Genomic DNA, 25,760 nt, shown 5'->3' on the forward strand with positions numbered 1-25,760 from the left:
AAGTGTGAGAGGGAACCCACTAGACACTTATTAAGATTTGTAATTAATTTCAAGTTTACCAACAAGTCTAAGTACATAGTATTAGTTATACTACACACTTCACCATTTAATTATAACTACTACTAAACCCCTTCTCAGCTAACACCTCATCTCGATCTTTCGCTGAAACACGTAAACGAGCAAAGTAATCTTTTGTCTCTTGAATAATGACTTTACGTAATCCAATTAATGCAATTAAGTTTGGTATTGCCATCAAACCATTCACAATATCCGCTAAACTCCAGATAATTTCTAATTTAATGAAAGCACCACCCGCAATTAATAGAATAAAACAAGTGCGGAAAAATTTAATCCCTTTGATCCCTGCTAGATAGACAAAACAGCGTTCACCGTAATAACACCAGCCTAAAATAGTGGTAAAGGCAAAGAATAACAAACCAATTGTCACAATCGTTGCACCAACGCTATGACCTAAACCTTGTGCAAAAGCTAAATTTGTTACTGCGGCTCCTTCAATATTACTATTCCAGACACCTGTTAATACAATCACTAACCCCGTCATGGTACAAATAATAATGGTATCAAAGAATGTACCGGTCATTGAAATTAATCCTTGGCGTACTGGCTCTTCTGTCTGTGCTGCTGCTGCGGCAATTGGCGCACTACCTAGACCAGATTCATTGGAGAAAATACCTCTTGCCATACCAGATTGAATCGCTTTTAACACCGTGAAACCAATTACCCCACCTAAGGCTGCTTCTGGATTAAATGCACTATGGATAATTAAGGCAAGCGCATCAGGAATGAGATTCCAATTCAATACTAAAATAACTACTGAAGTTCCTACATAAAGTAACGCCATAAATGGCACGATTAATGAAGAAACCACAGCAATACGATTTACTCCGCCTAGAATAATCATCGCGACCAATACAGTCATCACGATTGCTGTAATCACTGTTGAGACCCCAAAGGTATCATTCATTGCATGAGTGATTGCATTAATTTGTGGGAATGTTCCAATACCAAAGAAAGCGACCAACACGCCAAAGATTGCAAATAATTTAGCTAACCATTTGATACCTAAGCCGCGTTCAATGTAATACATTGGTCCGCCTGACATAAAGCCGTTTTTGTCTTTGGTACGATATTTCACCGCTAATAAACATTCTGCATATTTTGTTGACATTCCAAAGAAAGCAACAATCCACATCCAGAAAATTGCCCCTGGTCCACCTGCTTGAATTGCTGTAGCTACCCCGACAATATTCCCTGTTCCAATCGTTGCTGAGAGTGCTGTACATAACGCTGCAAACGCAGATACATCTCCTTCACCGGTATTCCCTTTTTTAAAGATATAGCGTAATGCACGCGGTAAAGCCCAAATCTGTAAGAACCCTAAGCGAAAACTAAAATAAATTCCTGTTCCACCTAATAAAATTAAGAGCGGTGGTCCCCAAACAAAGCTATCAATTGATGCTAAGATTTCATTGAAACTCATGACTTCCTCGTAAATAAAAAAGCTAAATACAAGGAGTAGAAAAGAATAAAAGAAGAAAAATCGCCAAAAAGCGATAACATGAAATGAAATTTTATCTTTCCTGCCCCTGTCCTTTTGCCTGAGCGTTTCAAAAATCAAAGATTTTTTTGCGCCTTCGGCGTCCGTTTATTACGGATCTCTCCAAGGGTTCGTCCAGTAACAGTCCATGCTGTAAACAGCGCCTGAAAGAGTTTACCTCGTCGGCGTAGAGTTAATTCTCTACTCTCCAGCTACCTTCATCCGAACTCGGTTTCAAGTTTGCTCTTGAAACCAAGCCGAAATTTTAACAAGTTATCTATACTTGCTCAAGGTGTATCCTTTCGCTTTCTATAATAATTTTACTAAGCGATTTAAATCTGCTTGGATTGCTCCCGCAGTCATTTTCACACCAGCACTTGGCCCATGAATCACTAATGGATTATCGCGATACCATAATGTTCTAATCAGGAATAAATTTTCCCCCGGTAGCACACGTCCTATTGGATCTTCACTTGAGCAAATTTCTAAGCCAATTTTTGATTGTCCATTCGCAAGGAAACGCACTACATAACGTAATACGCCATGTTCCTCTTTGGCATCATGATAATGTTCATTAATAAAAGGCTCAATTTCGTGTAATTGTTCAAAGAATTCTGCTAATGGTACGTCAAGCATATGTTCTGGGATCAAAGGTTCTACTTTGACATCTGTACGATCCAAATCATAGCCCGCCGTTCTTGCCACAATTAATAATTTACGTAACGCATCTAATCCACATAAATCTTCTCGAGGATCTCGTTCAGTCATCCCTTGTTGCCATGCTTGTTCTAACAACATAGAAAAAGGCACCGACCCATCATATTGATAGAACAACCAAGCCAAAGTACTGGAGAATGTTCCCTCAATTGACAAGATTGTATCCCCACTTTCCACCAAATCATGGATAGTAGTATTAATAGGTAATCCACCACCCACAGTTGCGTTATACAGCCAATAACTCCCTGATTGTAAGAATGCTGCTTCAATCTGATGGTATGTATCAAGATCAAATGCAGCTGCACGTTTATTCGCACTGATCACATGGAAACCATATTTTGCATAATCTGCGTAATGCGCAGCAACTTCATCACTATTGGTAAAATCCAAAATAACTAATTCATCAAACGGATGCATACTCATCCACTGGATCAATTCATCCGGCACAAACTCTCGAGCTGACTGTTCAAATTGATTATCCCAATTATTTTCTTTGATATGGGTTAGCAACCCTTGATGATCGAGCCACGCTTTTTGGCTAGAAACAATCCCAATTAAAGAAAAATCAAAATGGCTGCGTGCCGCAATTTTCTCTTGTTCTTGGCGGAAAAGATTTACCCAAGTTTTAGCGACCTCACCTTTTCCTAATACCACTAAGCCTACTGTTTTATGTGCTCTGAATAAATCATCATGCACATTACGTAATAATTCTCGACTTACTGATTGACGTAAAATAGCAACTACACTGATGTTATCTTCAGATTGCCACATAAACTCTAATGGCTGTGTTTTTAGCATTTGCGAGAAACGTAACATCTGTAACGAATTCTGACATACGCCAGCACCAACAATCGCCAATAAGGCTAAATCATAACGAATAGAGATTGAATCTGTGATTAACGGTAATTGTTTAAACTGCATAAATGCCGTATCAATATATTCGTTGGTATAAACCAAACGTAAAGTACGGCTACTTTCAATAAATTGTTCAACCAAAGCATCTAATTGATGCTCTTGCATCCAAGCACGAAAACGTTGTAACCAACTTTGCAAAACTTGGTTTTGTGGAATCACTAACTCAATCCAACCGATATGGTTGTGGAAAGTCACAATCTTACCTTGCGCAGAAGATGAATAAACGTGCTCGACACGCGTTGTCCCTTCATTTGGTTTTAAGCTGCTGCGTAATTGCAATTTTAATTGGCACTCTTTCACTGGCTGTAATGTACGGCTATGCAATACAGGGGCACCTAACCGCGCTAATTCATTCGCTTCATCAAACCGCAATAATGGCAATAAAGTTGCATTTTTTACATACCGAGGATCAGCCGAATACACCCCCGCCACATCGCTCCAAATCGTTACATTTTCAATTTCTGCTAGTTCTGCAATTTGTGTCGCAGAATAATCCGAACCATTTCGCCCTAATAGCACTGTTTCCCCAGCTGCATTACGACTAATAAACCCGGTAATAACTAAACGTTTATCTGGATAAGCCTCTAAAATAGGCTGTAAACGTCGTTTACTTGGCGCAACACGGACTTTAGGTAATACAGTACGTTCTGCCACCATAAAATCTCTTGCATCAACAAATACTGCTGGAATACCTTGTTGGTTTAAATAAGCGGTGACTAAACGAGTTGACCAAATCTCACCATGCCCGACTACTTCTGCATAAATTGCTTCACTAAATGGCTTATCTAATAATGAGGAAAGATAGAGGGTATCATCAACGAAAGATTGTGCGACTTCTTCTGGGTGATTTAATAGACTATTCACTAAAGAGAGATATTGATGGCGCAAATTCTGTAAAATACGATTAGCACTCACTGTATCTGTACGTGACGCTTCAACCCATTCGATTAATAAATTTGTAGTTTTACCTATCGCCGAGATCACAATTACATCAGTTTCTTTACTATAATTTTGAATGATTGAGGCAACACCTCGGATACAATCCACATTAGCTAAACTGCTGCCACCAAACTTATGCACTTGATAACGAGAAACTGTCTGCATCCTTAACCTCCTTCCAATGGCGATATACAGAAACGCTGAGTATTCTAACACAATCCTATTACAACGCAGCACAACAAAATTTAATGAAAAAGAAATCTAGATGTCTTTAAGGCTAGATTGTCATCATAGGTAATTTTGATTAAAATACTACACATTGTGTGGAATTTAGAGGAAATACATTATGGCTGACTGGGATGGCAAATATATCAGTCCTTATGCAGAACATGGCAAAAAAAGTGAGCAAGTAAAAAAAATTACTGTGTCAATTCCAATTAAAGTTTTGGAAATTTTAACTAATGAACGCACCCGCCGTCAGATTCGAAACCTCCGCCACGCAACCAATAGTGAATTACTTTGTGAAGCATTTTTACACGCATTTACTGGTCAGCCTTTACCAACAGATGAAGATCTTCTAAAAGACAGACATGATGAAATTCCTGAAGATGCTAAAGTATTAATGCGTGAAAAAGGCATCGATCCCGATAAATGGGAATACTAATTTCCACCTTTTAGGATAAAAACGCCACCTCCTCCTCTTCTATTTTTAGTGCGTTTTTATCCTTTTTTTATCCTCCTCTCCCCTAAATTAACTTGATATATACCAAACAATATCCACAGACTATCCGCTAGAATTACTTCCCATTATCAATATTAGGAATATTTCTTATTTAGATTTAAAATAAGATTCACCAGAAAGAAGTTAGGAAATTATTACTATGTCTGTTTATCCTCTTCATCAGTTAGCTAAACATCAACAAGCTTATATTAAAGATATTATCGATAATCCAGTTTTTGGTTCACAAGATCGTTCTGTTAGCCTTCGCTTAGCAGAGCTTGGCTTTTCCTCTCATCGTCCTGTCACTATCATTGCAAAAGGATTACTCGGGAAAGGGTCTTATGTGGTACGCCTTGATAACCATTCACAATTTTCTTTACGCAAAGCAGAAGCTGAAAAAATACTGTGTTACTTAAAATAATTTGTTGTTATGTCAAATCATCTTAATTTTGCCTTAATTGGCCCACCGAATTGTGGAAAACCGTTTTATTTAATGCCTTAACCGGTTCTAATGCTCGTATCACTAAATATCCTAGTGTTACAGTAGATAGACGTGAAGGTATGTTACTGGGCCATCCTAATATCACTATTTTAGACTTACCAGGTACTTATAGCCTGCATACCACCAGCCCTGATGAAGAAGTTTCCCGTAATGTATTACTTGGTCATCTTGGGAAAATTCCAGATGCTATTATTGCGGTCGCTGATGCCACTAATCTACGTATGACATTACGTATGGCACTAGAACTTAAATCACTTGGTTTGCCGATGATTATCTCGATCAACTTATATGATGTAGCAACTGCTCGTGGTTTAAAAATTGATACAAAAAAATGACTCAACTCCTTGGAGTACCTGTAATTAGTACCATTGCTGTTAGGAAACAAGGGTTAGAAAACGTCAAAACTGCTGTTGAAGCATTAATGCAAACCGTTACACCAACGCAAAAAACAACAGCCGAGTTAGAACAAATTACCGATAATCTAGACAGTGAATTATTATTCTAACAAGTAGATCATATCCTTGCTGAGAGTGTACAGAATGTAAATTCATTACCTCGCTGGCATCAAACTTTAGATCATATTTTCTTACATCCTGTCTGGGGATTACTCGCCCTTATTATTGTGATGTTACTGATGTTCCAAGCTGTATATACTTGGGCCGCGCCTTTTATGGATCTGATTGAAGCTGGATTTGGTTGGTTAGCTGAATGGGTAACCACAGTATTACCGGAAGGCATTGTTCGGGATCTGTTGGTTGATGGGGTCATTGCTGGAATCAGTAGCGTATTGGTTTTCCTGCCACAAATTACGATTTTATTTGCTTTGTTGTTAGTTTTAGAGGATTCAGGTTATCTCCCTCGTGGAGCTTATTTACTGGATAGTTTTCTAGCAAAAAGTGGATTATCTGGTCGTTCATTTATTCCTTTATTATCTGGATTTGCGTGTGCAGTTCCAGCAATTATGTCAGCAAGAACGATTACCGATCCTCGTGAACGTTTAGTAACGATTGCCATTGCACCGTTACTTACTTGTTCAGCTCGTTTACCCGTCTATGCTTTAATTATTGCTACGCTTATTCCTGATCGACAAGTATGGGGAATTTTTAACTTACAAGGGCTTACGCTTTTTGCACTCTATGCGATCGGTGTTATTTCAGTGGGATTCATTGCTTTTGTTTTAAAACTCTTTGCCAAACATAAAGGAAAAGTACAACAGTTCCCATTATTAATGGAATTACCAACTTATCGGGTGCCAAACTTTAAACATATTTTGGTCACACTATGGGAACGAGTTAGTGCCTTTCTGAAACGTGCCGGTACAATTATTTTTGCCTTAAGCATCGTTCTTTGGGTATTAGTCAGTTTTCCTTCTGCACCAGAACAAGCAGCTGGACCGGCAATTGATTATAGCTTTGCTGGTACCTTAGGGCATTTCCTTGAACCAATTTTCCGCCCAATTGGCTTTACTTGGGAAATGTGTATCGCTATGGTGCCGGGTATTGCGGCAAGAGAGGTGGTAGTTGCAGCGCTTGGTACAGTTTATTCGGTCGGTTCAGTTTCTGAAGAAGCAGCCCAACAATTTTTGATTCCACTAATTATTAATCAAAGTTGGGGACTACCTACTGCATTATCGTTCTTAGCTTGGTATGTCTATGTACCAATGTGTATGGCTACGCTTGCTGTGATCAAACGAGAAACTAAATCAACCAAAAAACCTTACTAATTACCCTATATCTCTCACTATTGGCATATCTGTTTGCCTATATCGTTTATCATCTCGCATTAGGAGCCGGTTTATGATCCAATATCTTATTGTTGCCCTCTTATTTATTGGTGCTGTAGCTTATTTGTTTTATAACTTTAAACAAAAACGAGCTAAAGGAAATGCTTGTGGCGATTGTTGTCGTTGTGGAACCCAATCAAATCAGAAATCTTGCCACTAATTATTTAGTTGAGATACATTCTTATATACATAATGTATCTCAACCATTTTCTTCTCTTTTTATTAACAAATTCATGTTGCTGATTACTTACTCTCAAAAATAACTATTTACGTATCATCTTCTTCATCCTTTCATTACAGAAACAACGCCAACTCACTATTACAGCAATGATTCTCTTCCTAACCATAAAAAAAATTACCACCAAAGAGTTATATCCCTTTACATGCTCAAAAAAGCTTTTCTCTATACTTATGCTTTATTTTTAAACGGTTTTATTAAATTTCTATTAAATTTTTGAGAATGAGATCAACTTTTTAAAAAAATCCGCTTTACTAAAATTTAGCATTTAAATAATCTTATTTGTGCATACACAAACTCACTCATATAAATTAGAGGATCTGCTTATGAAAAAAACTATGTTTAAAGTTCTTGCTACTGTTGCTACTTTCGGAGCAATTTTCTCTGGAAGCGCATTTGCTACTGACCCAATTGTGATTAAATTCTCTCACGTTGTTGCAGATGATACACCAAAAGGTCAAGGTGCTTTATTATTTAAAAAATTAGTTGAAGAAAAATTCCCAGGTAAAGTAAAAGTTGAAGTTTATTCAAACTCATCTCTTTATGGGGATGGAAAAGAAATGGAAGCATTGTTATTAAATAACGTACAAATGCTTGCACCATCTTTAGCTAAATTCGATAAATACACACCAAAAATTCAATTATTCGATTTGCCATTCCTATTTAACGACATCGAAGCTGTACAACGTTTCGAAAAAAGTGATGCAGGTAAAAGCTTACTTAATAGTATGAAAGATAAAGGTATCATTGGTTTAGGTTACTGGAACAATGACCTTAAACAACTTTCAGCAAATAAAAAACTTGTCTTACCTAAAGATGCTCGTGGTTTGAAATTCCGTGTACAAAACTCTGAAGTGCTTGATGCTCAATTTAAACAACTTAATGCTGTACCTCGTAAAATGGCATTCGGTGAAATGTATCAAGGCTTACAAACTGGTGTAGTAAATGGTGCTGAAAACCCATACTCAAACATCTATTCACAAAAAATCAATGAAGTACAAAAATACATTACTGAATCTAACCACGGCTTACTTTCTTATATGGTTATCGTAAACAGTAAATTCTGGGACGGTTTACCAGATGATGTACGTAAAGGTTTGATGGAAGTAATGGATGTTGTCAGTGATGATGTGAACAAAAAATCACATGAATTCAACCTTGCTGATAAACAACGTATTCTTGATGCGAAAACAACTGAAATCATTACTTTAACACCAGAACAAAGAAAAGAATGGCGTGATGCAATGCGCCCTGTCTGGAAAAAATTTGAAGATAAAATCGGTGCTGATTTAATCAAAGCTGCCGAAGAATCTAACAAAAAATAGTCTGTAAAACGTAAGTGCGGTACAAGCTACCGCACTTTCTCTGCTCAAGTTTGTAAGGAGCATCTATGCAACAATTTAATTACCTCTGGGGAAAACTCGAGGAGTTCATGATTGCATTTTCCCTAGCGTTAATGACCTTGGTCACATTCGTTTATGTCATGTTTAACAATCTTTATACGCCTTTCTTTGACTTAGCGGATGCCTACCCAAGCCTCGAATCTATCTGTATTCCTATCGCAACATTCTCAATGACAATTGCTCAAGAAATGACATGGAGTGTTGCTTTAACAAAATTATTCTTTGCAATGTTAATCTTTTTTGGCGCTTCCTATGGAGTGCGTACAGCGGGTCATATTGGAATTGATGCTATCGTTAAAAAATTCTCTACACCAACTCAACGATACATCAGTATTTTCGCTTGTCTTACCTGTTTAATTTATACAGGCATCATTATGGTAGCAAGCATCGATTGGGTAACAGCATTACTTATTGCGAATGTAGGTGCAGAGGATTTACAACATTTCGGTATCCAACTATGGCATCTCGGTATGATTATTCCTATCGGTTACTTCATGATATTTGCCCGTTTCATCGAAATTTTTGTTCGCTTATTACAAGGTAAACAAAATGATCTCGGTTTAGCTGATGAAGCGAAAGACGCCGTCAAACTACAAGATTCTGAAGAAGAACATAAGGAGTAATCTATGACTATTATTTTCTTGTTTGCATGTTTATTCTTCTTAATGTTTATCGGCGTACCAATTGCCGTTGCATTGGGATTATCGGGTTCTTTAGTAATTATTTTATTCAGCCAAGACTCTATTAGCTCTGTGGCAATAAAACTTTTTGAAACCTCTGAACACTATACTTTATTAGCAATTCCATTCTTCCTCCTTGCGGGTGCATTTATGACAACTGGCGGTGTAGCTCGCCGTTTAATTGATTTTGCTAATGCAACCGTTGGACATATTCGCGGTGGTCTAGCCATTGCCTCTGTTCTCTCCTGTATGCTTTTCGCTGCATTATCAGGTTCAAGTCCCGCTACTGTAGCGGCTGTTGGCTCGATCGCAATTGCTGGGATGGTAAGATCAGGTTATCCGGTTGAATTTGGTACTGGTATCGTATGTAATGCAGGAACATTAGGTATCTTAATTCCACCATCTGTAGTTATGGTGGTTTATGCCGCAGCAACTGAATCTTCCGTAGGACGGTTATTTATGGCTGGGGTTGTACCGGGATTACTCCTTGGTGTGGTCTTAATGGTTGCTATCTATATTGTTGCTCGACTAAAAAATCTGCCTGCTTTACCAAGAGCGAGTGTAAGAGAGTGGTTCAGAGCTGCCAGAAAAGCATTGTGGGGATTAATCCTCATGGTCATTATTCTTGGTGGTATTTATAGTGGCGCATTTACACCGACTGAAGCTGCTGCCGTTGCAGCTGTCTATTCATTCTTTGTTTCTGTGTTTATCTATAAAGACATCAAATTAAAAGAGTGTCCAAAAGTGCTTCTCGAAGCAGGTAAGTTAAGTATCATGTTGATGTTCATCATTGCCAATGCAATGTTATTTGCGCATGTACTCACCACTGAACAAATTCCACAACAACTTACCCAACTTGTGACAGAAATGAATCTCCAAGGTTGGCAATTCTTAATTGTGGTTAATATCGTTCTGTTAATTGCTGGCGCATTTATGGAACCATCTGCAATTATCTTAATTTTAGTACCAATTTTGTTCCCTATCGCAACACAACTCGGAATTGATCCAATTCACTTAGGTATCATTATGGTTGTAAATATGGAAATTGGTATGATTACTCCACCAGTTGGACTTAACTTGTTCGTTTCTTCAGCGATTACAGGATTATCATTACCACAAGTTATCAAAGCAGCTACACCTTGGTTGTTATTGATGTTGGCATTCCTCCTCGCTGTAACCTATATTCCAGCTATCTCTCTTGCATTACCAAATGCAATAGGTGCGGTATAACTTACTTAGATATAATAAATAAAGGCACATTAAATGTGCCTTTATTTTTACCATATCACAACAAAATAAAACCCAGCTTTTTAGCTGGGTTTTATCTTATTTATTTTCTGCATATTGTTTCAGAATGACATACATCTCATCTTTCAAACGTAATTTCATTTTTTTAAGCGTTTCGATTTCCTCTGGAGTGCCATAATCGATCTTATCTATCATATTTTGAATTTTATGGTCGAGTTCATTATGCTCATCAAATAATTTAGCAAAATGCTTATCTTGGTTTTTTAATACACTAATTAAATCACGATATTCTGGAAACATAACTTTCTCCTCTGGATAGTAACTTATCCTTAATATAGCGTTTTTCCTATTAAGCTACTGTGAACAACATCACACTTTGTCTATTTGTTGTTTTATTTTCTGCAATAATGCTTCACAACATTGATCTAATAAACTATATGTTTCCGCAAAGTTATGCGTGTACCAAGGATCTGGAATATGCTCTTTGGTTAATTGTGGGCATAAGTTAGTAATTTTAAAAACCTGCTCTGGGTGATGACCAAACAAACGTTCTAAATCTTCAATATTGCTGTCATCCATACCAATAATATAATCGAACTGTGTTATATCTTGTTTGCGTACTTGCCGACTACGAAAGCCATTGCTCTCAATTTTATGTAAATCTAACATATCTGCTGTACCGCAATGCATTCCTTCTCCACTATGCCAACCAGCGGTTCCTGCACTATCAATCTGAATAAATTCACTTAATCCCGCTTTCTGTACTTTATCCTTAAAAATAAATTCAGCCATTGGTGAACGACAGATATTCCCTAAACAGACAAATAATACACTGATTTTATGCATAGTAATTTCCTATAAACTAAAAAAATAAGGCAGTAAAATTACTGCCTTATCTCAAATATAGCAAGCAAGTATTTGATTAATTTAACCAACCTAATTGATACACAATAAATAATAATGCAAATGCAGTAAGATAAAGTAAGCCAATTAAAGAAAGCCAGTAGAGTCCGCCTGTTACTCGATGCTTTCCTCGCAAGGCTAACAATAAATTTAATGTAGCAAAAATTGGTGTTGTAACAAAAGAAGCAATCATTGCAAATTTTAACATTGGGCCTAATGCATTATTGAAGAAGAAAATAATCATTGCACCAGATAACGTTGCTAAAATAAAAGAGATATTTAAATAAGTAGCTCTTGTACCTTTTTTATGAAGTAATAATCTCAAACTTTCGACATTTGTACGTGAATACCCATCAATTACGGTTAAAGTAGTACCAAACATACAGAGAAATGCGATTAATGCAATTAACCCTTTTGCCCATTCACCAATTGTTGATGAATACATTCCAATTAATTGTGCGATATATTTACCACCTACCATTTCCACAGGTACACCAGAACCATACTGCACTAATGCACCTAATGCCAAAAAGATAAGCGCCAAAATCGCTGTACCAATATATCCCACATTAAAATCAAATATCCCATCACGATATGACACTTCGGTGATCCGTTTTTTTGCTACCACCCACATAGAATTAATTGCAGAAATTTCAATTGGCGCTGGCATCCATCCCATTAATGCGACAATAAAGGCTAACGCACCTAATTGCCAAGGGCTTTCACTCACATAACCTTCTGGAGCAACACCACCACGAATCGCAGCAATAGCCACTGCTAAGACTGTGGCAACTGTTAGGCAAATCATCACCAGCTTAGACAAACCATCTAATAAACGATATTGTCCTAATAACAAAATCCCTAAACTAATCACCAATACAGTTAAACTTAATGTTGGTACTGGTAATGGCAGTACAAAAGATAAAATCACCGCAGAGAGCAATGCAACTGCTGCCGTATTAATCATTGTGGCAAAAATATTGAGTAAAAAGAAAATCCATAGATAGAATGTTCCTTTTTCTTGATATCCTTCAAGTAAGGTTTTATTTGTATCCAGCGTATATTGCACTCCAAAACGGAAAAAAGGATATTTAAAGACATTCGCCAAAATGATAATGATCGCTAATTGCCAACCATAAATAGCACCAGACTGTGTTGAAGCAATGAGATGTGATCCACCGACTGCGGCAGAAGCCATTAAAATACCTGGCCCTAATGCAGAAAGACAACTTTTGATTGTAGAAGTTGACGAGTGTTGATCTAAAGTAGTTGTATTCATAGTAAATGCTCTTTTTATATGTAATAAGTTGTGTTATCTCAAAAATCACAACACAAAAAAATCCTGAGATCAATGTCAAAATCCAGAGTTTATCCCTGATTAAATTTTATAAAAAACTACATTTTTATAATTTATAAGAATAAAAAACCAAATTACATCATGATTAACTTATTGATAATTAAGCAAGAGGAACTTGTTAGCGTTTAATTTTTTTATTAAAAACAACTCCGTAACAGTTTATTTGCTGATTATTTAATCCTTTTATTACTTTTTCTGTAACCTATTGACAATATTACTAATAAAAAACACTCACGAAAAAATGTACTTTCAAGTACAATCTCTACCTCTCACAATAGAAGACAGATCATTATGCTATTAACAATTCTTTATTTAATTGGTATCACTGCTGAAGCTATTACAGGTGCTTTAGCCGCAGGTAGAGAAAAAATGGATATTTTTGGCGTTATCATTATTGCTTCTGTGACTGCCATCGGTGGTGGTTCTGTGCGTGATGTGTTATTAGGACATTACCCTTTAGGTTGGGTAAAGCACCCAGAATATATTGCTATTGTCGCTGGTGCTGCCATATTAACTGTCTTTATTGCTCCTTTAATGCGTTATCTAAAAGCAGTTTTCTTAATTTTAGATGCGTTAGGCTTAATCGTTTTTTCAATTATTGGTGCACAAGTAGCTCTCGATATGGGACATGGTTTTATTATTGCTTCTGTTGCAGCAATTATTACTGGTGCATTTGGTGGAGTATTACGAGATCTACTCTGTAACCGCATTCCACTCGTTTTTCAGAAAGAACTGTATGCCAGTATTGCCTTTTTAGCCACGGTCATTTATATCGCCTTACAAGAAACTCATATTCCACAAGATGCCGTTATTTTAATTACTCTTGCAACAGGCTTTTTCTCTCGATTACTCGCTATTCGTTTCGGTCTAGGTTTGCCTGTTTTTGATTATCAAGAAGATAAAAATTGGGCTTGGGTGAATAAATTACCAAAAAGGAAAAAATAAAATGATGACAGAAATTACTTTTTACCAATGTTTCCAGACCAATATTCTCAACGGAACAAAAACTATCACAATCCGTGATGCTAGTGAAAAAGATTTCGCTATTGGTAGTATCGTTGATGTATTTACTTATGAACAACATCAATGGTTTGCAAAAATTAAGATTCTGGCAATCACGCCGCTCTCTTATCATCAATTAAATGATACTCATGCGAGTCAAGAAAATATGACCTTGCCAGAATTAAAACAAGTTATTCGTGATATTTATCCAAATACAGATCAGTTGTATGTAATTCACTATCAATTAGTCAATGAAGAAGAACGTTGTCGCCAGTAAGCGGCAAACTTCGGTTTACCTTTTGCAGTTTCCCCACGATATTTATAGGTAATCACGCTTCCAATCGGTGGTGGATTTGTTCGATCAGCTAATGAAAAACCGGATCCGATTTTAAACTTTCCTCGATAATTCTCACATGTTAATGATCCCATCACATTGTGAAATTGCCCTTTCCCTTTATGATGTGCAATCACTGTGCACTCTTCATCTTGATAGCGTTTTAATTTTAAAATTTGGCTACTCCGTCCAACGGTATAATGGACTGCTGGGTTACGTACAACAACGCCCTCTCCACCTAATTGTTCTATCTGATCGAGAAATTGATATACGGCCTGCTTATTTGCTATTGGTAACTGTGGAATAATTTCAATATAAGGTGAAGGATGTTTTGCTAAATAATCTTGTAGTACTTGTAACCGTTGCCAGAGCTCTCCTTCTGCATTAGGAACATCAAAGACATATAATTTTAACTTATGCCATCCCTTATCCTCTAAACTACGAGTAATACTAGAAATTTCTTCAAATTTACCGCGTTCACTAAATAATTCGCCATCAATCGCAAACGGAGGGAAATCTTTAATAAAATAGTCTGGTGGAGATAAACGATTCTCTTGCCGAGTAATCAACTGCTTACCGTCCCAAAAACCACGAACACCGTCTAATTTTTCGCTCATTACCCATCCATTAAGGTCTTGATCTTGATATTCTTTTAATAACATCACAGACTCTTTCGCTGCGGCTGGTAACAAAAATAATAAACAGTAAATAAAATAAACAATTCGCATAATGCCTCCTTTTATCGAAAGGTCTTAACATAAGAAATTACGATAAAAGAAGTTGTTTTTACTGTAAAAAATGTGAGCTAATTCGAAAAAATAAAATTATTTATCTAATAACAGAAAGGTAATACTCTTCGGTACTATACAACGATTTATTTTAGTGCTAGTTTACAGCTGCTTTGTATGCAAACTAACCAACCAAAGGTGATTAACATGAAAAAATCATTATTATTCCTTTCTCTTTGTGGGCTTTTTAGTGCGGCAGTCAGTGCCAACAATGTTGTTACCATTAATATGAAACTTTTAGATCCTGCTAATGGTGATAAAGATATTGGTGTTGTAGAAGTCACAGAATCTAAATATGGCTTAGTCTTTACTCCAAAACTCACTAATTTAAGCCCTGGTGTTCATGGTTTCCATATTCATGAAAATGCTAGCTGCGCAGCAAAAGAGAAAGATGGCAAACTAACCGCTGGTTTAGGTGCTGGTGGACATTGGGATCCAAATAAAACTAAAAAACACGGTTTCCCATGGCAAGATGACGCACATTTAGGAGATCTTCCTGCATTAGCTGTAAATCATGACGGTACTGCGACAAATCCTGTTCTCGCTCCTCGCTTAACATCACTTGATCAAATTAAAGATAAAGCATTAATGATTCATGCCGGTGGTGATAATCATTCTGATCATCCTGCAGCGCTTGGCGGTGGCGGTGCACGTATGGCTTGTGGTGTAATTAAATAATCTTTTTATTCAAAACTTTTTTGATAAAAAATCGGCACACGTTTTAGTGTGCCGATTTTTTCTTATGATTGACTAATTACGCTTTGTGTTTCATCGCTGGGAACAAAATCACATCACGAATTGAAGCTGCATTTGCAAATAACATTGCTAAACGGTCAATACCAAGACCTTCACCTGCTGTTGGTGGTAAGCCATGTTCAAGCGCAACAACAAAGTCTTCATCTTTAAACATTGCTTCATCATCACCTGCTTCTTTTGCCGCTACTTGAGCATTAAAACGTTCATTTTGATCTTCAGCATCGTTTAATTCAGAGAAACCGTTACCAATTTCACGCCCACCAATAAACAATTCAAAACGATCTGTTACTTCTGGATTTTCATCATTACGACGCGCTAATGGAGAAATTTCTGCTGGGTGTGCCATTAAGAAAGTTGGTTGAATTAAGTGATGTTCTGCTACTTCTTCAAAAATAGCATTAACTAAGCTACCCAATCCCCAAGATTTTTGTACTTCAATACCTAATTTCTCTGCTACTGCTTTAGCACGATCAAGATCATACAGATCTTCCTTAACAATGCCTTTCTCTGCACCATATTTCAACACAGCATCATGCATTGTAATACGCTCAAATGGCTTACCGAAGTCAAACTCATATTCACCATAAGGCACAATCGTAGTTCCTAAAATATCTAGTGCTAATTTACGTAACAACTCTTCTGTATTATCCATTAAATCATGGTAATCAGCATAAGCTTGGTAATATTCCAACATCGTAAATTCTGGATTATGACGAACTGATACCCCTTCATTACGGAAATTACGGTTTAATTCAAATACTCGTTCAAAACCACCCACAACAAGACGTTTTAAATATAATTCTGGTGCAATACGAAGATACATATCAATATCTAATGCATTGTGGTGAGTAACGAATGGACGTGCTGAAGCACCACCTGGAATCACTTGCAACATTGGGGTTTCAACTTCCATAAAGCCTTTGCTAATAAAGTATTCACGAATACCAGCAATCACTTTTGAGCGAATCACAAACGTACGACGAGATTCTTCATTACTAATTAAATCTAAATAACGTTGGCGATAACGCATTTCTTGATCAGATAAGCCATGGAATTTATCTGGTAATGGACGTAATGCTTTGGTAAGTAATTCAATTTCTGTACAACGAACGGTTAATTCATTGGTTTTTGTTTTAAATAATGTTCCCTTAGCACCAACAATATCGCCAAGATCTAACATTGCCATTACTTCTTCATATACACCTTCAGGCAATAGATCTCGCGCAACATAAAGTTGGATCTTACCACTCATATCTTGCAAAGTAATAAAACTTGCTTTTCCCATTTTACGACGGGTCATAATACGACCAGCCACGGCTACTGCAATTTCTTTATCTTTTAATACTTCACCATCTTCATTTTCATACGCTGTATGTAAATCACCTGCAAGGCTGTCACGGCGAAATGTATTTGGAAATGCATTCCCTTTTTGACGTAAACTTGCTAATTTTTCACGGCGAGCTAACATCTCTCCATTAAGATCAAGTTCTTGGTTATGTTCTAACATAGTTATACCTTTATTTTTTAATGATTTTTTACAATCCTGCTTTTAAGCTTGCTTCAATAAAACGATCTAAATCCCCATCTAACACCGCTTGTGTATTACGATTCTCTACACCGGTACGTAAGTCTTTAATTCGGGCATCATCTAATACATAGGAACGAATTTGACTCCCCCAACCAATATCTGACTTACTATCTTCAAGTGCTTGTTTTTCTGCATTTTTCTTTTGTAACTCAAGCTCATATAATTTCGCTTTTAATTGCTTCATTGCTTGATCTTTATTTTTGTGTTGTGATCGATCATTCTGACACTGCACCACAATACCACTTGGCATATGTGTAATACGCACCGCACTTTCAGTTCGGTTTACGTGCTGCCCACCTGCACCAGATGCTCGATACACATCAATCCGTAAATCAGCTGGATTAATTTCAATATCAATATCATCGGTAATTTCAGGATACACAAACACAGCACTAAATGATGTATGACGACGATTATTTGAATCGAAAGGACTCTTACGCACTAAACGATGGATACCTGTTTCAGTACGTAACCAACCAAATGCATATTCTCCACTGACACGAATCGTTGCAGACTTAATGCCAGCCACATCGCCATCAGAAACTTCCATTAATTCTGTTTTAAAACCTTTACTTTCTGACCAACGTAGATACATTCGCAACAACATTTCAGTCCAGTCTTGTGCTTCTGTACCGCCTGAACCTGCCTGCAAATCAACATAACAATCTGCACTATCATGCTCGCCGCTAAACATTCGGCGAAACTCTAATTTAGCCAATTTTTCTTCTAGTTGATCTAATTCAGCAACCGCTTCATCAAACGTTTCTTGATCATCAGCTTCAATCGCTAACTCTAATAAACCTTCAACATCTTCTAAACCTTGCTCAAGATTTTTGATGGTATCTACTACTGCTTCTAATGAAGAACGTTCTTTACCTAAGGCTTGCGCTTTATCTGGATCATTCCAAACATCTGGCTGTTCTAATTCTGCATTGACTTCTTCTAAGCGTTCGACCTTACTATCGAAGTCAAAGATACCCCCTAAGCGCTAGGGTTCTTTCACCAATATCGCTAATTTTATTTTTTATAGGGTTAATTTCAAACATACAATTTCATTCTTACCTAACATTAGAAACCCGCAATTATAGAGTATTCCATCCCTTTAGCCTAGTTTCTTTAGTAGAAATTTGTTAGTCGGCTAAGGATTTATGATAGAATACACAACTTATGTAAAAATCAATACGCTAAACGTTATCACTTTATTAGTACAAAAAATTAAGGAGGAAACTCAATGAAATCAGAATTAGATACTTCAACACTTTCCTACCGAGATAAAATGGCGATTGAGGAATATGAACGTCTTAGTCCTCGCTTACTTTATGAAATTATTCGTCAGGATGGGATTGAGGAGCTAACTCGACCAACCAAAGCATTAATCTTTTCCGGGATTACCGCTGGTTTAGTTGTAACATTCTCTTTTGTATTTAAAGCGATTTTTACCGCTTATGTTCCAGATCAACCTTGGGCGCCTTTAATCACTAATATGGGCTATACCGTAGGATTCCTATTGGTTATTTTAGGGCGTATGCAATTATTTACTGAAAACACGATCACAACTGTTGTGCCACTATTTAATCCATTAACTTGGCGTAAAGTGACAGCCGTTTCTCGCTTATGGTTGATCGTTTTTATTTCTAATTTAATTGGCACCGCATTAGCAGCGTTATTCTTACAAAATCATCAAGTATTTAATCCTGAATTTGTTAATGCTATGCACGAAATTGCTATGCACGTCAAACATATGACTGTTTCAGAGAATATTCTAAAAGGAATTCCTGCTGGAATTCTGATTGCGTCTGTCGTATGGATGATGCCGTCGGTGAATAGTGGGAAATTTATTATGATTTTCTTCTTTATTTATTTGATTGCATTAGGAGATTTCGCACACGTTATAGTAGGCTCTGCTGAAATTGCGTATCTTGTTTTTCAAGGTGATGCCTCACTATATGATTATTTTGTTACTTTTTTATTGCCAACCTGCTTTGGAAATATCTTAGGAGGAACTGTCGTCTTCACTATGATGATTTATGGCCAGGTTAATCAAGAAATTGAATTACGTTCTAATCGTTAAATTCAGCATAAAAAAAAGCAGATCATCTTGATCTGCTTTTTTAATGTTTAAATCTTAGGCATTTAAAATTTTACGAATTTCTTCTGCACTTAAATGATATTCATGTGGACAAGCACGCCACGCGGCTAACATCTTCTGATATTTATCTGCCATACAAATTTGTGCATCACTATCATTAGAATAGAATACAACATCAGTATAAAGTTTTTCGCTTTCGCGTAAGAATTTGACATATTGACAATATTTTTTCTCTCTTACGGCACAATAGCCTACAAATTTAATTTGATGTTCACTCACCGCAGATTTATCGCTTAAGTTATTAAAAGAAACTTGTAATGCATGATACATTTCTAATGTATCGCGTACTATCTTACATTCAGCTTCATTTAAATAAGAGAAACCTTTATCTAATTCTTGTAGTTCTTTCGCAAAACCACACTGAACAATCGTTTTTAAACGGCGAAAATGATTTGCTTGTTCAGGGTTAAGTAATGCCATTAATTCATATTGATTAGCTAAAATCAATCGCTGGGTGGAGGTCATTTCCATGATGCTATCCTTCTTAAAATACTAAAAAACTTTGACGGCGCTTACTGTAAAAGATTAACGTTCGCCTGTCCTTAATTTGAATCAAAAAAAGAGAAAATAGACACTATTAGTCAATTTCATCAACAATATTTTTATCTAATGTTTCTTTTGCTTTTGTTTCTGCCTTACCATCTGAAACTTTAAACTGTAAATTTTGGAAGTACGCTTCTCGATAAGTCACATAAGGATCCTGTGCTTGTTTTAATAACGCATCTTGATCTAGAACACTGGCTCGCTTATCCACACCTTGGATTCCCCATTTTAATAAACTCCAAGGTCCTAATAGTGACAACATTGGATAAGTCATATCAACCAAATGTCCGATATCTTGACGTGGTGTTGCAGCACCATATCCTGGTAACACAACATAACTCCCGGTTCCCATTCCATAGTGTCCTAACATATCACCAAATTCACGACTTTCTTGTTTTCTCAACGGTTTACTTGCACTAGCAATATCAATAAATCCAGCTAAACCAAATACACTATTGATCCAGAAACGGTCAAAATGCACCATCGCTTGTTTAAAATTACCCTCTAATAAACGGTTTACAAAACTCATCGGTTCATCTAAGTTACTGGTAAAATTCGTTAACCCTGTTTTTACTGGTGCAGGAACATAATCACGCCAACCTTGTGCAACTGGACGTAAAATATAAGGATCAAGATAGTTATAGTTCACATTCCACATTGCACGGTTAAAACCTTGTAATGGATCATTCCGCTCCCCCGATTCATTATGACTAGCGCATCCTGCCGTTACCGCAGTAGCTATTGCAACTACTAATAATTTTTTACTGAATAATATCTTCATTTGCTATTTCCACCTTAGATCAATATTGCTCTTTATTTTAATCAAAATTTCAACGTAAAAAAATGTTTCGCTGAAAATAACACTTGCCTTTAATGAATAAATATTCAAAAATAGTGCATATTTTTTCAATAATAAACAATCTTTTATTTGTATTTAAACGTTTGCTCCATTAAAATAACGCGATTTTTTCCCTTTTGTGAAAAAATATTCAGACACGATTTAGCCAACATGGTAAAAGTATTATGATGTTACCGTTTGATCTAAGTTGTGGTTAATGAGCATTCGTAAGTGTTCGACCAAACACATAAATTTTAATTTAGGAGTAATTGATGTCTGAACAAGCTATTCTTGTCCTTGCTGATGGTTCTATTTTTCATGGTACTTCAATCGGCGCATTAGGGCACACTATTGGTGAAGTCGTATTTAACACTTCAATGACGGGTTATCAAGAAATTCTCACCGATCCATCCTACACCAAACAAATTGTTACATTAACTTACCCTCATATTGGTAATACAGGTACAAATAGCGAAGACGTGGAATCCAATGCTATTTATGCTGCTGGTTTAATTATTCGTGATTTACCGTTATTACACAGCAACTTTCGTAGTGAAATGTCATTACAACAATATCTTACACAAAATAATGTTGTAGCGATTGCGGATATTGATACCCGTCGTTTAACACGTCTATTACGTGATAAAGGAGCCATGCCTGGTTGCATTATGGCAGGAGAAATTGATGAGAAAAAAGCACTCCAGTTAGCCCAAAGCTTTGGTTCTATGGCAGGTAAAGATTTAGCCAAAGAAGTCACCTGTAATGCACCTTATGATTGGACTGAAAAAGTATGGCAATTAGGTGTTGGTTATCCAAAACAAACTAATTTCCGTTTCCATGTTGTAGCTTATGATTTCGGGGTGAAACGTAATATTTTACGGATGTTAGCGGAACGAGATTGTCGTATCACGGTTGTCCCAGCGACCACACCAGCCCAAGAAGTATTAGCACTTAACCCTGATGGGATATTCTTATCTAATGGTCCAGGCGATCCAGAGCCTTGTGAGTATGCGATTACCGCGATTCAAGCATTATTAGCAAGTAAGAAACCTATTTTCGGTATTTGTTTGGGTCATCAGCTCTTAGGACTTGCTGTTGGCGGTAAAACCAAAAAAATGGCATTTGGCCACCACGGTGGTAATCATCCAGTAGAAAATCTTGATACACAAAAAGTATTAATTACAAGCCAAAATCATGGCTTTGAAGTGGATGCAGACAGTTTACCTAATAATGTACGTATTACGCACCGTTCTTTATTTGATGGTTCTGTTCAAGGGATTGCATTAACTGATCAGTCTGCATTCTCATTCCAAGGACACCCAGAAGCTAGCCCAGGACCACATGATGTTGCTTACCTATTCGATAAATTTATTCACGAAATGGAAGTTGCTCGTCATACCCATACTGCTGCTTCTTATGTAGTTCGTTACTAAAAATGATAAAAAATTAACGGAAAATAGATTATGCCAAAACGTACAGATATAAAATCAATCCTCATTATTGGGGCAGGTCCAATTGTTATTGGTCAAGCCTGTGAGTTTGACTATTCAGGCGCACAAGCTTGTAAAGCGCTACGTGAGGAAGGTTATCGAGTTATTTTAGTAAACTCAAACCCAGCCACTATTATGACAGATCCTAATATGGCTGATGTCACTTACATTGAACCAATTCGTTGGCAAACATTAGCTAAAATTATTGAAAAAGAACGTCCAGATGCTATTTTGCCAACAATGGGTGGACAAACCGCATTAAACTGTGCATTGGATCTATCCAAAAATGGTATTTTAGCCCAATATCAAGTAGAGCTTATCGGCGCTACTGAAGATGCCATTGATAAAGCGGAAGATCGTGGTCGCTTTAAAGAAGCAATGCAAAAGATTGGACTAAATACGCCAAAATCTTTCGTGTGCCATAGCTTTGCTGAAGCATGGCAAGCTCAAGAGGAAGTCGGCTTCCCAACATTAATTCGTCCATCTTTCACTATGGGAGGATCGGGCGGTGGTATTGCCTATAACCGTCAAGAATTCCAAGAAATTTGTGAACGTGGTTTTGATGCTTCTCCTACCCATGAATTACTTATTGAACAATCGGTATTAGGTTGGAAAGAGTATGAAATGGAAGTGGTTCGTGATAAAGCTGATAATTGTATTATCGTTTGTTCTATCGAAAACCTCGATCCAATGGGTGTACACACAGGGGATTCCATTACTGTTGCACCAGCACAAACGCTCACTGATAAAGAATATCAAATTATGCGTAATGCATCTTTAGCTGTATTACGTGAAATTGGTGTAGATACAGGCGGTTCTAACGTGCAATTTGCGATCAATCCAGAAAATGGCGAGATGATTGTGATTGAAATGAATCCGCGTGTCAGCCGCTCTTCTGCTTTAGCTTCCAAAGCAACAGGTTTCCCAATTGCTAAAGTTGCTGCTAAATTAGCTGTCGGTTATACATTAAATGAGTTACGTAATGATATTACTGGTGGTTTAATTCCAGCTTCCTTTGAGCCATCTATTGACTATGTAGTGACCAAAGTACCTCGTTTTGCTTTTGAGAAATTCCCACAAGCAGATGATCGCCTTACTACACAAATGAAATCCGTTGGTGAAGTAATGGCAATGGGACGTACATTCCAAGAATCATTGCAAAAAGCATTACGTGGCTTAGAAACAGGTATCTGTGGCTTCAATTTGCGTTCAGAAGATAACGAAAAATTACGCCATGAAATCTCTAACCCAGGTCCAGAACGCCTATTATATGTTGCTGATGCGTTTGGTCTTGGTTGGTCAATTGAAGATGTATATCGCTATACCAAAATTGATCCTTGGTTTTTAAGACAAATCCAAGATTTAGTCTTAGAAGAGCTTGTACTTGAAAAGAAAACGTTTGAGCAATTAGATTACGCAGAATTACGTCGTTTAAAACGTAAAGGCTTCTCTGATAAACGTATTGGTCAATTAACCAAAACTAGCGAAGCGGAAGTAAGACAACGTCGTTATCAATTAGATTTACATCCTGTTTATAAGCGAGTCGATACCTGTGCAGGTGAATTTAAATCTGACACAGCTTATCTCTATTCCACTTATGAAGAAGAGTGTGAAGCTAATCCATCTAATCGTAAAAAAATTATGATTCTTGGTGGTGGTCCAAACCGTATTGGTCAAGGTATTGAATTCGACTACTGTTGTGTTCATGCCGCATTAGCGTTACGTGAAAGCGGTTTTGAAACTATTATGGTGAATTGCAACCCAGAAACGGTATCTACTGATTTTGATACTTCAGATCGCTTATATTTTGAACCGCTTACTCTCGAAAATGTATTAGAAATTATTCATATTGAAAAACCTTATGGCGTAATTGTTCATTATGGTGGGCAAACTCCACTTAAATTGGCTAATGCTCTCCATCAAAATGGTGTCAATATTATTGGTACTTCTGCGGATAGCATTGATGCAGCAGAAGATCGCCAACGTTTCCAACAAATTTTAAATGATCTTCACCTAAAACAGCCTCCTAACCGTACCGCACGTAATAGTGAAGAGGCGGCTCAATTAGCAGATGAAGTTGGTTATCCTTTGGTGGTTCGTCCTTCGTATGTATTAGGTGGACGTGCAATGCAAATTGTATATAACCAAGAAGAATTGAACCGTTATATGCGTGAAGCTGTTCAAGTTTCTGAAGATAGCCCAATTTTATTAGATCACTTCCTTGATAATGCCACTGAAGTTGATGTGGATTGTATTTGCGACGGCGAAACAGTGGTAATTGGCGGTATTATGCAACACGTTGAACAAGCCGGTATTCATAGTGGTGACTCTGCTTGCTCTTTACCTGCATACTCGCTCAGTCAAGAAATCCAAGATGAAATCCGTCGTCAAACTACGGAAATGGCAAAAGCATTAAAAGTAGTTGGTTTAATGAACATACAATTTGCGATTCAAAACAACACTATTTATGTCTTAGAAGTCAATCCTCGCGCTTCACGTACAGTACCATTTGTAAGTAAAGCTACTGGTGTGCCATTAGCTAAAATTGCCGCACGTGTGATGGCAGGGATCTCTTTAACTGAACAAGGTTTTACTCAGGAAGTTATTCCAGAAAAATTCTCTGTGAAAGAAGCCGTATTCCCATTCATTAAATTCCCTGGTGTAGATACCATTTTAGGCCCTGAAATGCGTTCTACTGGTGAAGTTATGGGGGTTGGTACGACATTTGAAGAAGCATTTATCAAAGCACAATTAGGGGCAGGTGAACATATTCCACATAACGGTAAAGTTTTCTTATCGATTGCGGATCAAGATAAACAACGTTTATTGCCTATCGTGAAATTATTACAACGCTTAGGTTTTGGTTTATGTGCAACTTATGGTACAGAACAGTTCCTTGCGGAACATGGCATTATCGTTCAGCATGTAAATAAAGTCCGTGAGGGCCGTCCTCATATCGTAGATGCAATTAAAAACGGTGAAATTTCTTTAGTTATCAATACGGTTGATGGTAAACCTGAATCTATTGCGGATAGTCATTCGATTCGTCGTAATGCATTACAACATAAAGTGATGATTCAGACCACGATTAATGGTGCATCAGCCTTAGTCAGTGGCTTAGGAAAACTTGATCAACTCGGTATTTATTCACTACAAGATTAATCACTTTATCCCCTGTTATGTTACAAATAGCAGGGGATATTCCTTTTTACGCCTTCCACTTTTTACTCAAAACTTCTCTTTTTATAATTCAAAAGCAAACGTTTGCATTTTTCGATAGTAGATTTTTTTTATCTCAGGTAAAATTC

The 25,760-nt window shown here is 37.0% G+C and carries 25 protein-coding genes and 1 riboswitch; of the genes, 15 read left to right on the forward strand and 10 right to left on the reverse strand.

What is annotated here, in order from left to right; genetic code table 11:
• Positions 1-106 precede the first annotated feature (106 nt).
• Entirely contained in the window at positions 107-1,501 is a 1,395-nt protein-coding gene (locus QV06_RS05775) for an alanine/glycine:cation symporter family protein (RefSeq protein ID WP_065237314.1), read from the reverse strand.
• Positions 1,502-1,597: 96 nt separating this feature from the next.
• A riboswitch (glycine riboswitch) is annotated at positions 1,598-1,695 on the reverse strand.
• A gap of 172 nt (positions 1,696-1,867) precedes the next feature.
• Entirely contained in the window at positions 1,868-4,294 is a 2,427-nt protein-coding gene (gene metL / locus QV06_RS05780; protein WP_065237315.1) for a bifunctional aspartate kinase/homoserine dehydrogenase II, read from the reverse strand.
• A 181-nt stretch (positions 4,295-4,475) separates the two neighbouring features.
• Between metL and metJ the strand changes: the two genes are divergently transcribed.
• From metJ to dctM, 9 genes are all read left to right on the forward strand, one after another.
• Positions 4,476-4,793, forward strand: a complete 318-nt coding sequence (gene metJ / locus QV06_RS05785) for a met regulon transcriptional regulator MetJ (protein WP_065233630.1) — start codon at positions 4,476-4,478, stop codon at positions 4,791-4,793.
• Positions 4,794-5,010: 217 nt separating this feature from the next.
• Positions 5,011-5,271 (forward strand): FeoA family protein, encoded by a 261-nt coding sequence (locus QV06_RS05790; RefSeq protein ID WP_065237316.1) that lies wholly within the window; start codon positions 5,011-5,013, stop codon positions 5,269-5,271.
• A 50-nt stretch (positions 5,272-5,321) separates the two neighbouring features.
• Positions 5,322-5,687 (forward strand): FeoB small GTPase domain-containing protein, encoded by a 366-nt coding sequence (locus QV06_RS11945; protein ID WP_245174253.1) that lies wholly within the window; start codon positions 5,322-5,324, stop codon positions 5,685-5,687.
• Complete coding sequence (locus QV06_RS11950) at positions 5,684-5,857, forward strand: hypothetical protein (protein WP_245174254.1); 174 nt, start codon at positions 5,684-5,686, stop codon at positions 5,855-5,857. Before QV06_RS11945 ends, QV06_RS11950 begins: the two co-directional genes overlap by 4 nt.
• A 129-nt stretch (positions 5,858-5,986) precedes the next feature.
• Entirely contained in the window at positions 5,987-7,075 is a 1,089-nt protein-coding gene (gene feoB / locus QV06_RS11955; RefSeq protein ID WP_245174255.1) for a ferrous iron transporter B, read from the forward strand.
• Between the two features lie 73 nt (positions 7,076-7,148).
• Complete coding sequence (locus QV06_RS11460) at positions 7,149-7,295, forward strand: FeoB-associated Cys-rich membrane protein (RefSeq protein ID WP_082985047.1); 147 nt, start codon at positions 7,149-7,151, stop codon at positions 7,293-7,295.
• Between the two features lie 416 nt (positions 7,296-7,711).
• Positions 7,712-8,698 (forward strand): TRAP transporter substrate-binding protein, encoded by a 987-nt coding sequence (locus QV06_RS05800; protein WP_167348599.1) that lies wholly within the window; start codon positions 7,712-7,714, stop codon positions 8,696-8,698.
• 65 nt (positions 8,699-8,763) lie between these two features.
• Positions 8,764-9,399, forward strand: a complete 636-nt coding sequence (locus QV06_RS05805; RefSeq protein WP_065233634.1) for a TRAP transporter small permease — start codon at positions 8,764-8,766, stop codon at positions 9,397-9,399.
• 3 nt (positions 9,400-9,402) lie between these two features.
• Positions 9,403-10,686, forward strand: a complete 1,284-nt coding sequence (gene dctM / locus QV06_RS05810; protein WP_065233635.1) for a C4-dicarboxylate TRAP transporter large permease protein DctM — start codon at positions 9,403-9,405, stop codon at positions 10,684-10,686.
• A gap of 96 nt (positions 10,687-10,782) precedes the next feature.
• On the opposite strand, the gene QV06_RS05815 is transcribed toward dctM, so the two are convergent.
• The 3 genes from QV06_RS05815 to QV06_RS05825 form a co-directional block, all read right to left on the reverse strand.
• Positions 10,783-11,004, reverse strand: a complete 222-nt coding sequence (locus QV06_RS05815; RefSeq protein ID WP_065234744.1) for a YdcH family protein — start codon at positions 11,002-11,004, stop codon at positions 10,783-10,785.
• Between the two features lie 69 nt (positions 11,005-11,073).
• Positions 11,074-11,550 (reverse strand): low molecular weight protein-tyrosine-phosphatase, encoded by a 477-nt coding sequence (locus QV06_RS05820; protein WP_082985048.1) that lies wholly within the window; start codon positions 11,548-11,550, stop codon positions 11,074-11,076.
• Positions 11,551-11,626: 76 nt separating this feature from the next.
• Positions 11,627-12,886: an NRAMP family divalent metal transporter gene (locus tag QV06_RS05825; protein ID WP_065237319.1), complete on the reverse strand. Its 1,260-nt coding sequence runs from the start codon at positions 12,884-12,886 to the stop codon at positions 11,627-11,629.
• Between the two features lie 369 nt (positions 12,887-13,255).
• On the opposite strand from QV06_RS05825, the gene QV06_RS05830 reads away from it, so the two are divergent.
• Complete coding sequence (locus QV06_RS05830) at positions 13,256-13,909, forward strand: trimeric intracellular cation channel family protein (RefSeq protein ID WP_065237320.1); 654 nt, start codon at positions 13,256-13,258, stop codon at positions 13,907-13,909.
• 4 nt (positions 13,910-13,913) lie between these two features.
• Entirely contained in the window at positions 13,914-14,243 is a 330-nt protein-coding gene (yqfB, locus tag QV06_RS05835) for a N(4)-acetylcytidine aminohydrolase (RefSeq protein WP_065237348.1), read from the forward strand.
• Here yqfB and QV06_RS05840 read toward each other — a convergent pair.
• On the reverse strand, positions 14,207-15,028 hold the full coding sequence (locus QV06_RS05840) for a DNA ligase (protein ID WP_065237321.1): 822 nt from the start codon (positions 15,026-15,028) through the stop codon (positions 14,207-14,209). The genes yqfB and QV06_RS05840 overlap by 37 nt on opposite strands.
• Before the next feature lie 207 nt (positions 15,029-15,235).
• On the opposite strand from QV06_RS05840, the gene sodC reads away from it, so the two are divergent.
• Positions 15,236-15,766: a superoxide dismutase family protein gene (gene sodC, locus QV06_RS05845; RefSeq protein ID WP_065237322.1), complete on the forward strand. Its 531-nt coding sequence runs from the start codon at positions 15,236-15,238 to the stop codon at positions 15,764-15,766.
• 76 nt (positions 15,767-15,842) lie between these two features.
• Here sodC and lysS read toward each other — a convergent pair whose 3' ends face one another.
• Together lysS and prfB are read right to left on the reverse strand one after the other, a co-directional pair.
• On the reverse strand, positions 15,843-17,351 hold the full coding sequence (lysS, locus tag QV06_RS05850) for a lysine--tRNA ligase (protein WP_065237323.1): 1,509 nt from the start codon (positions 17,349-17,351) through the stop codon (positions 15,843-15,845).
• A 28-nt stretch (positions 17,352-17,379) separates the two neighbouring features.
• Positions 17,380-18,478 (reverse strand): peptide chain release factor 2 gene (gene prfB, locus QV06_RS05855; protein WP_156541983.1). Its coding sequence is split into 2 segments (ribosomal slippage): positions 17,380-18,402 and positions 18,404-18,478, totalling 1,098 coding nucleotides; the frame shifts between segments, so codons are not numbered across the junction.
• 185 nt (positions 18,479-18,663) lie between these two features.
• On the opposite strand from prfB, the gene QV06_RS05860 reads away from it, so the two are divergent.
• Positions 18,664-19,503, forward strand: a complete 840-nt coding sequence (locus QV06_RS05860) for a formate/nitrite transporter family protein (RefSeq protein WP_065237325.1) — start codon at positions 18,664-18,666, stop codon at positions 19,501-19,503.
• 54 nt (positions 19,504-19,557) lie between these two features.
• On the opposite strand, the gene QV06_RS05865 is transcribed toward QV06_RS05860, so the two are convergent.
• Both QV06_RS05865 and QV06_RS05870 read right to left on the reverse strand, forming a co-directional pair.
• Positions 19,558-20,052 carry a YfbU family protein gene (locus QV06_RS05865; protein WP_065237326.1) on the reverse strand — a complete coding sequence of 165 codons (495 nt, stop codon included), beginning with the start codon at positions 20,050-20,052 and terminating at the stop codon, positions 19,558-19,560.
• A gap of 106 nt (positions 20,053-20,158) precedes the next feature.
• Positions 20,159-20,905: an MlaA family lipoprotein gene (locus tag QV06_RS05870; RefSeq protein ID WP_065237327.1), complete on the reverse strand. Its 747-nt coding sequence runs from the start codon at positions 20,903-20,905 to the stop codon at positions 20,159-20,161.
• A gap of 329 nt (positions 20,906-21,234) precedes the next feature.
• Between QV06_RS05870 and carA the strand changes: the two genes are divergently transcribed.
• Positions 21,235-22,395 carry a glutamine-hydrolyzing carbamoyl-phosphate synthase small subunit gene (gene carA, locus QV06_RS05875; protein ID WP_065237328.1) on the forward strand — a complete coding sequence of 387 codons (1,161 nt, stop codon included), beginning with the start codon at positions 21,235-21,237 and terminating at the stop codon, positions 22,393-22,395.
• Positions 22,396-22,425: 30 nt separating this feature from the next.
• Positions 22,426-25,614: a carbamoyl-phosphate synthase large subunit gene (carB, locus tag QV06_RS05880; protein ID WP_065237329.1), complete on the forward strand. Its 3,189-nt coding sequence runs from the start codon at positions 22,426-22,428 to the stop codon at positions 25,612-25,614.
• The last annotated feature ends 146 nt before the right edge of the window (positions 25,615-25,760 follow it).

This window comes from Gallibacterium genomosp. 3 (genome assembly GCF_001678475.1).
Classification (GTDB): Bacteria; Pseudomonadota; Gammaproteobacteria; order Enterobacterales; family Pasteurellaceae; genus Gallibacterium; species Gallibacterium faecale.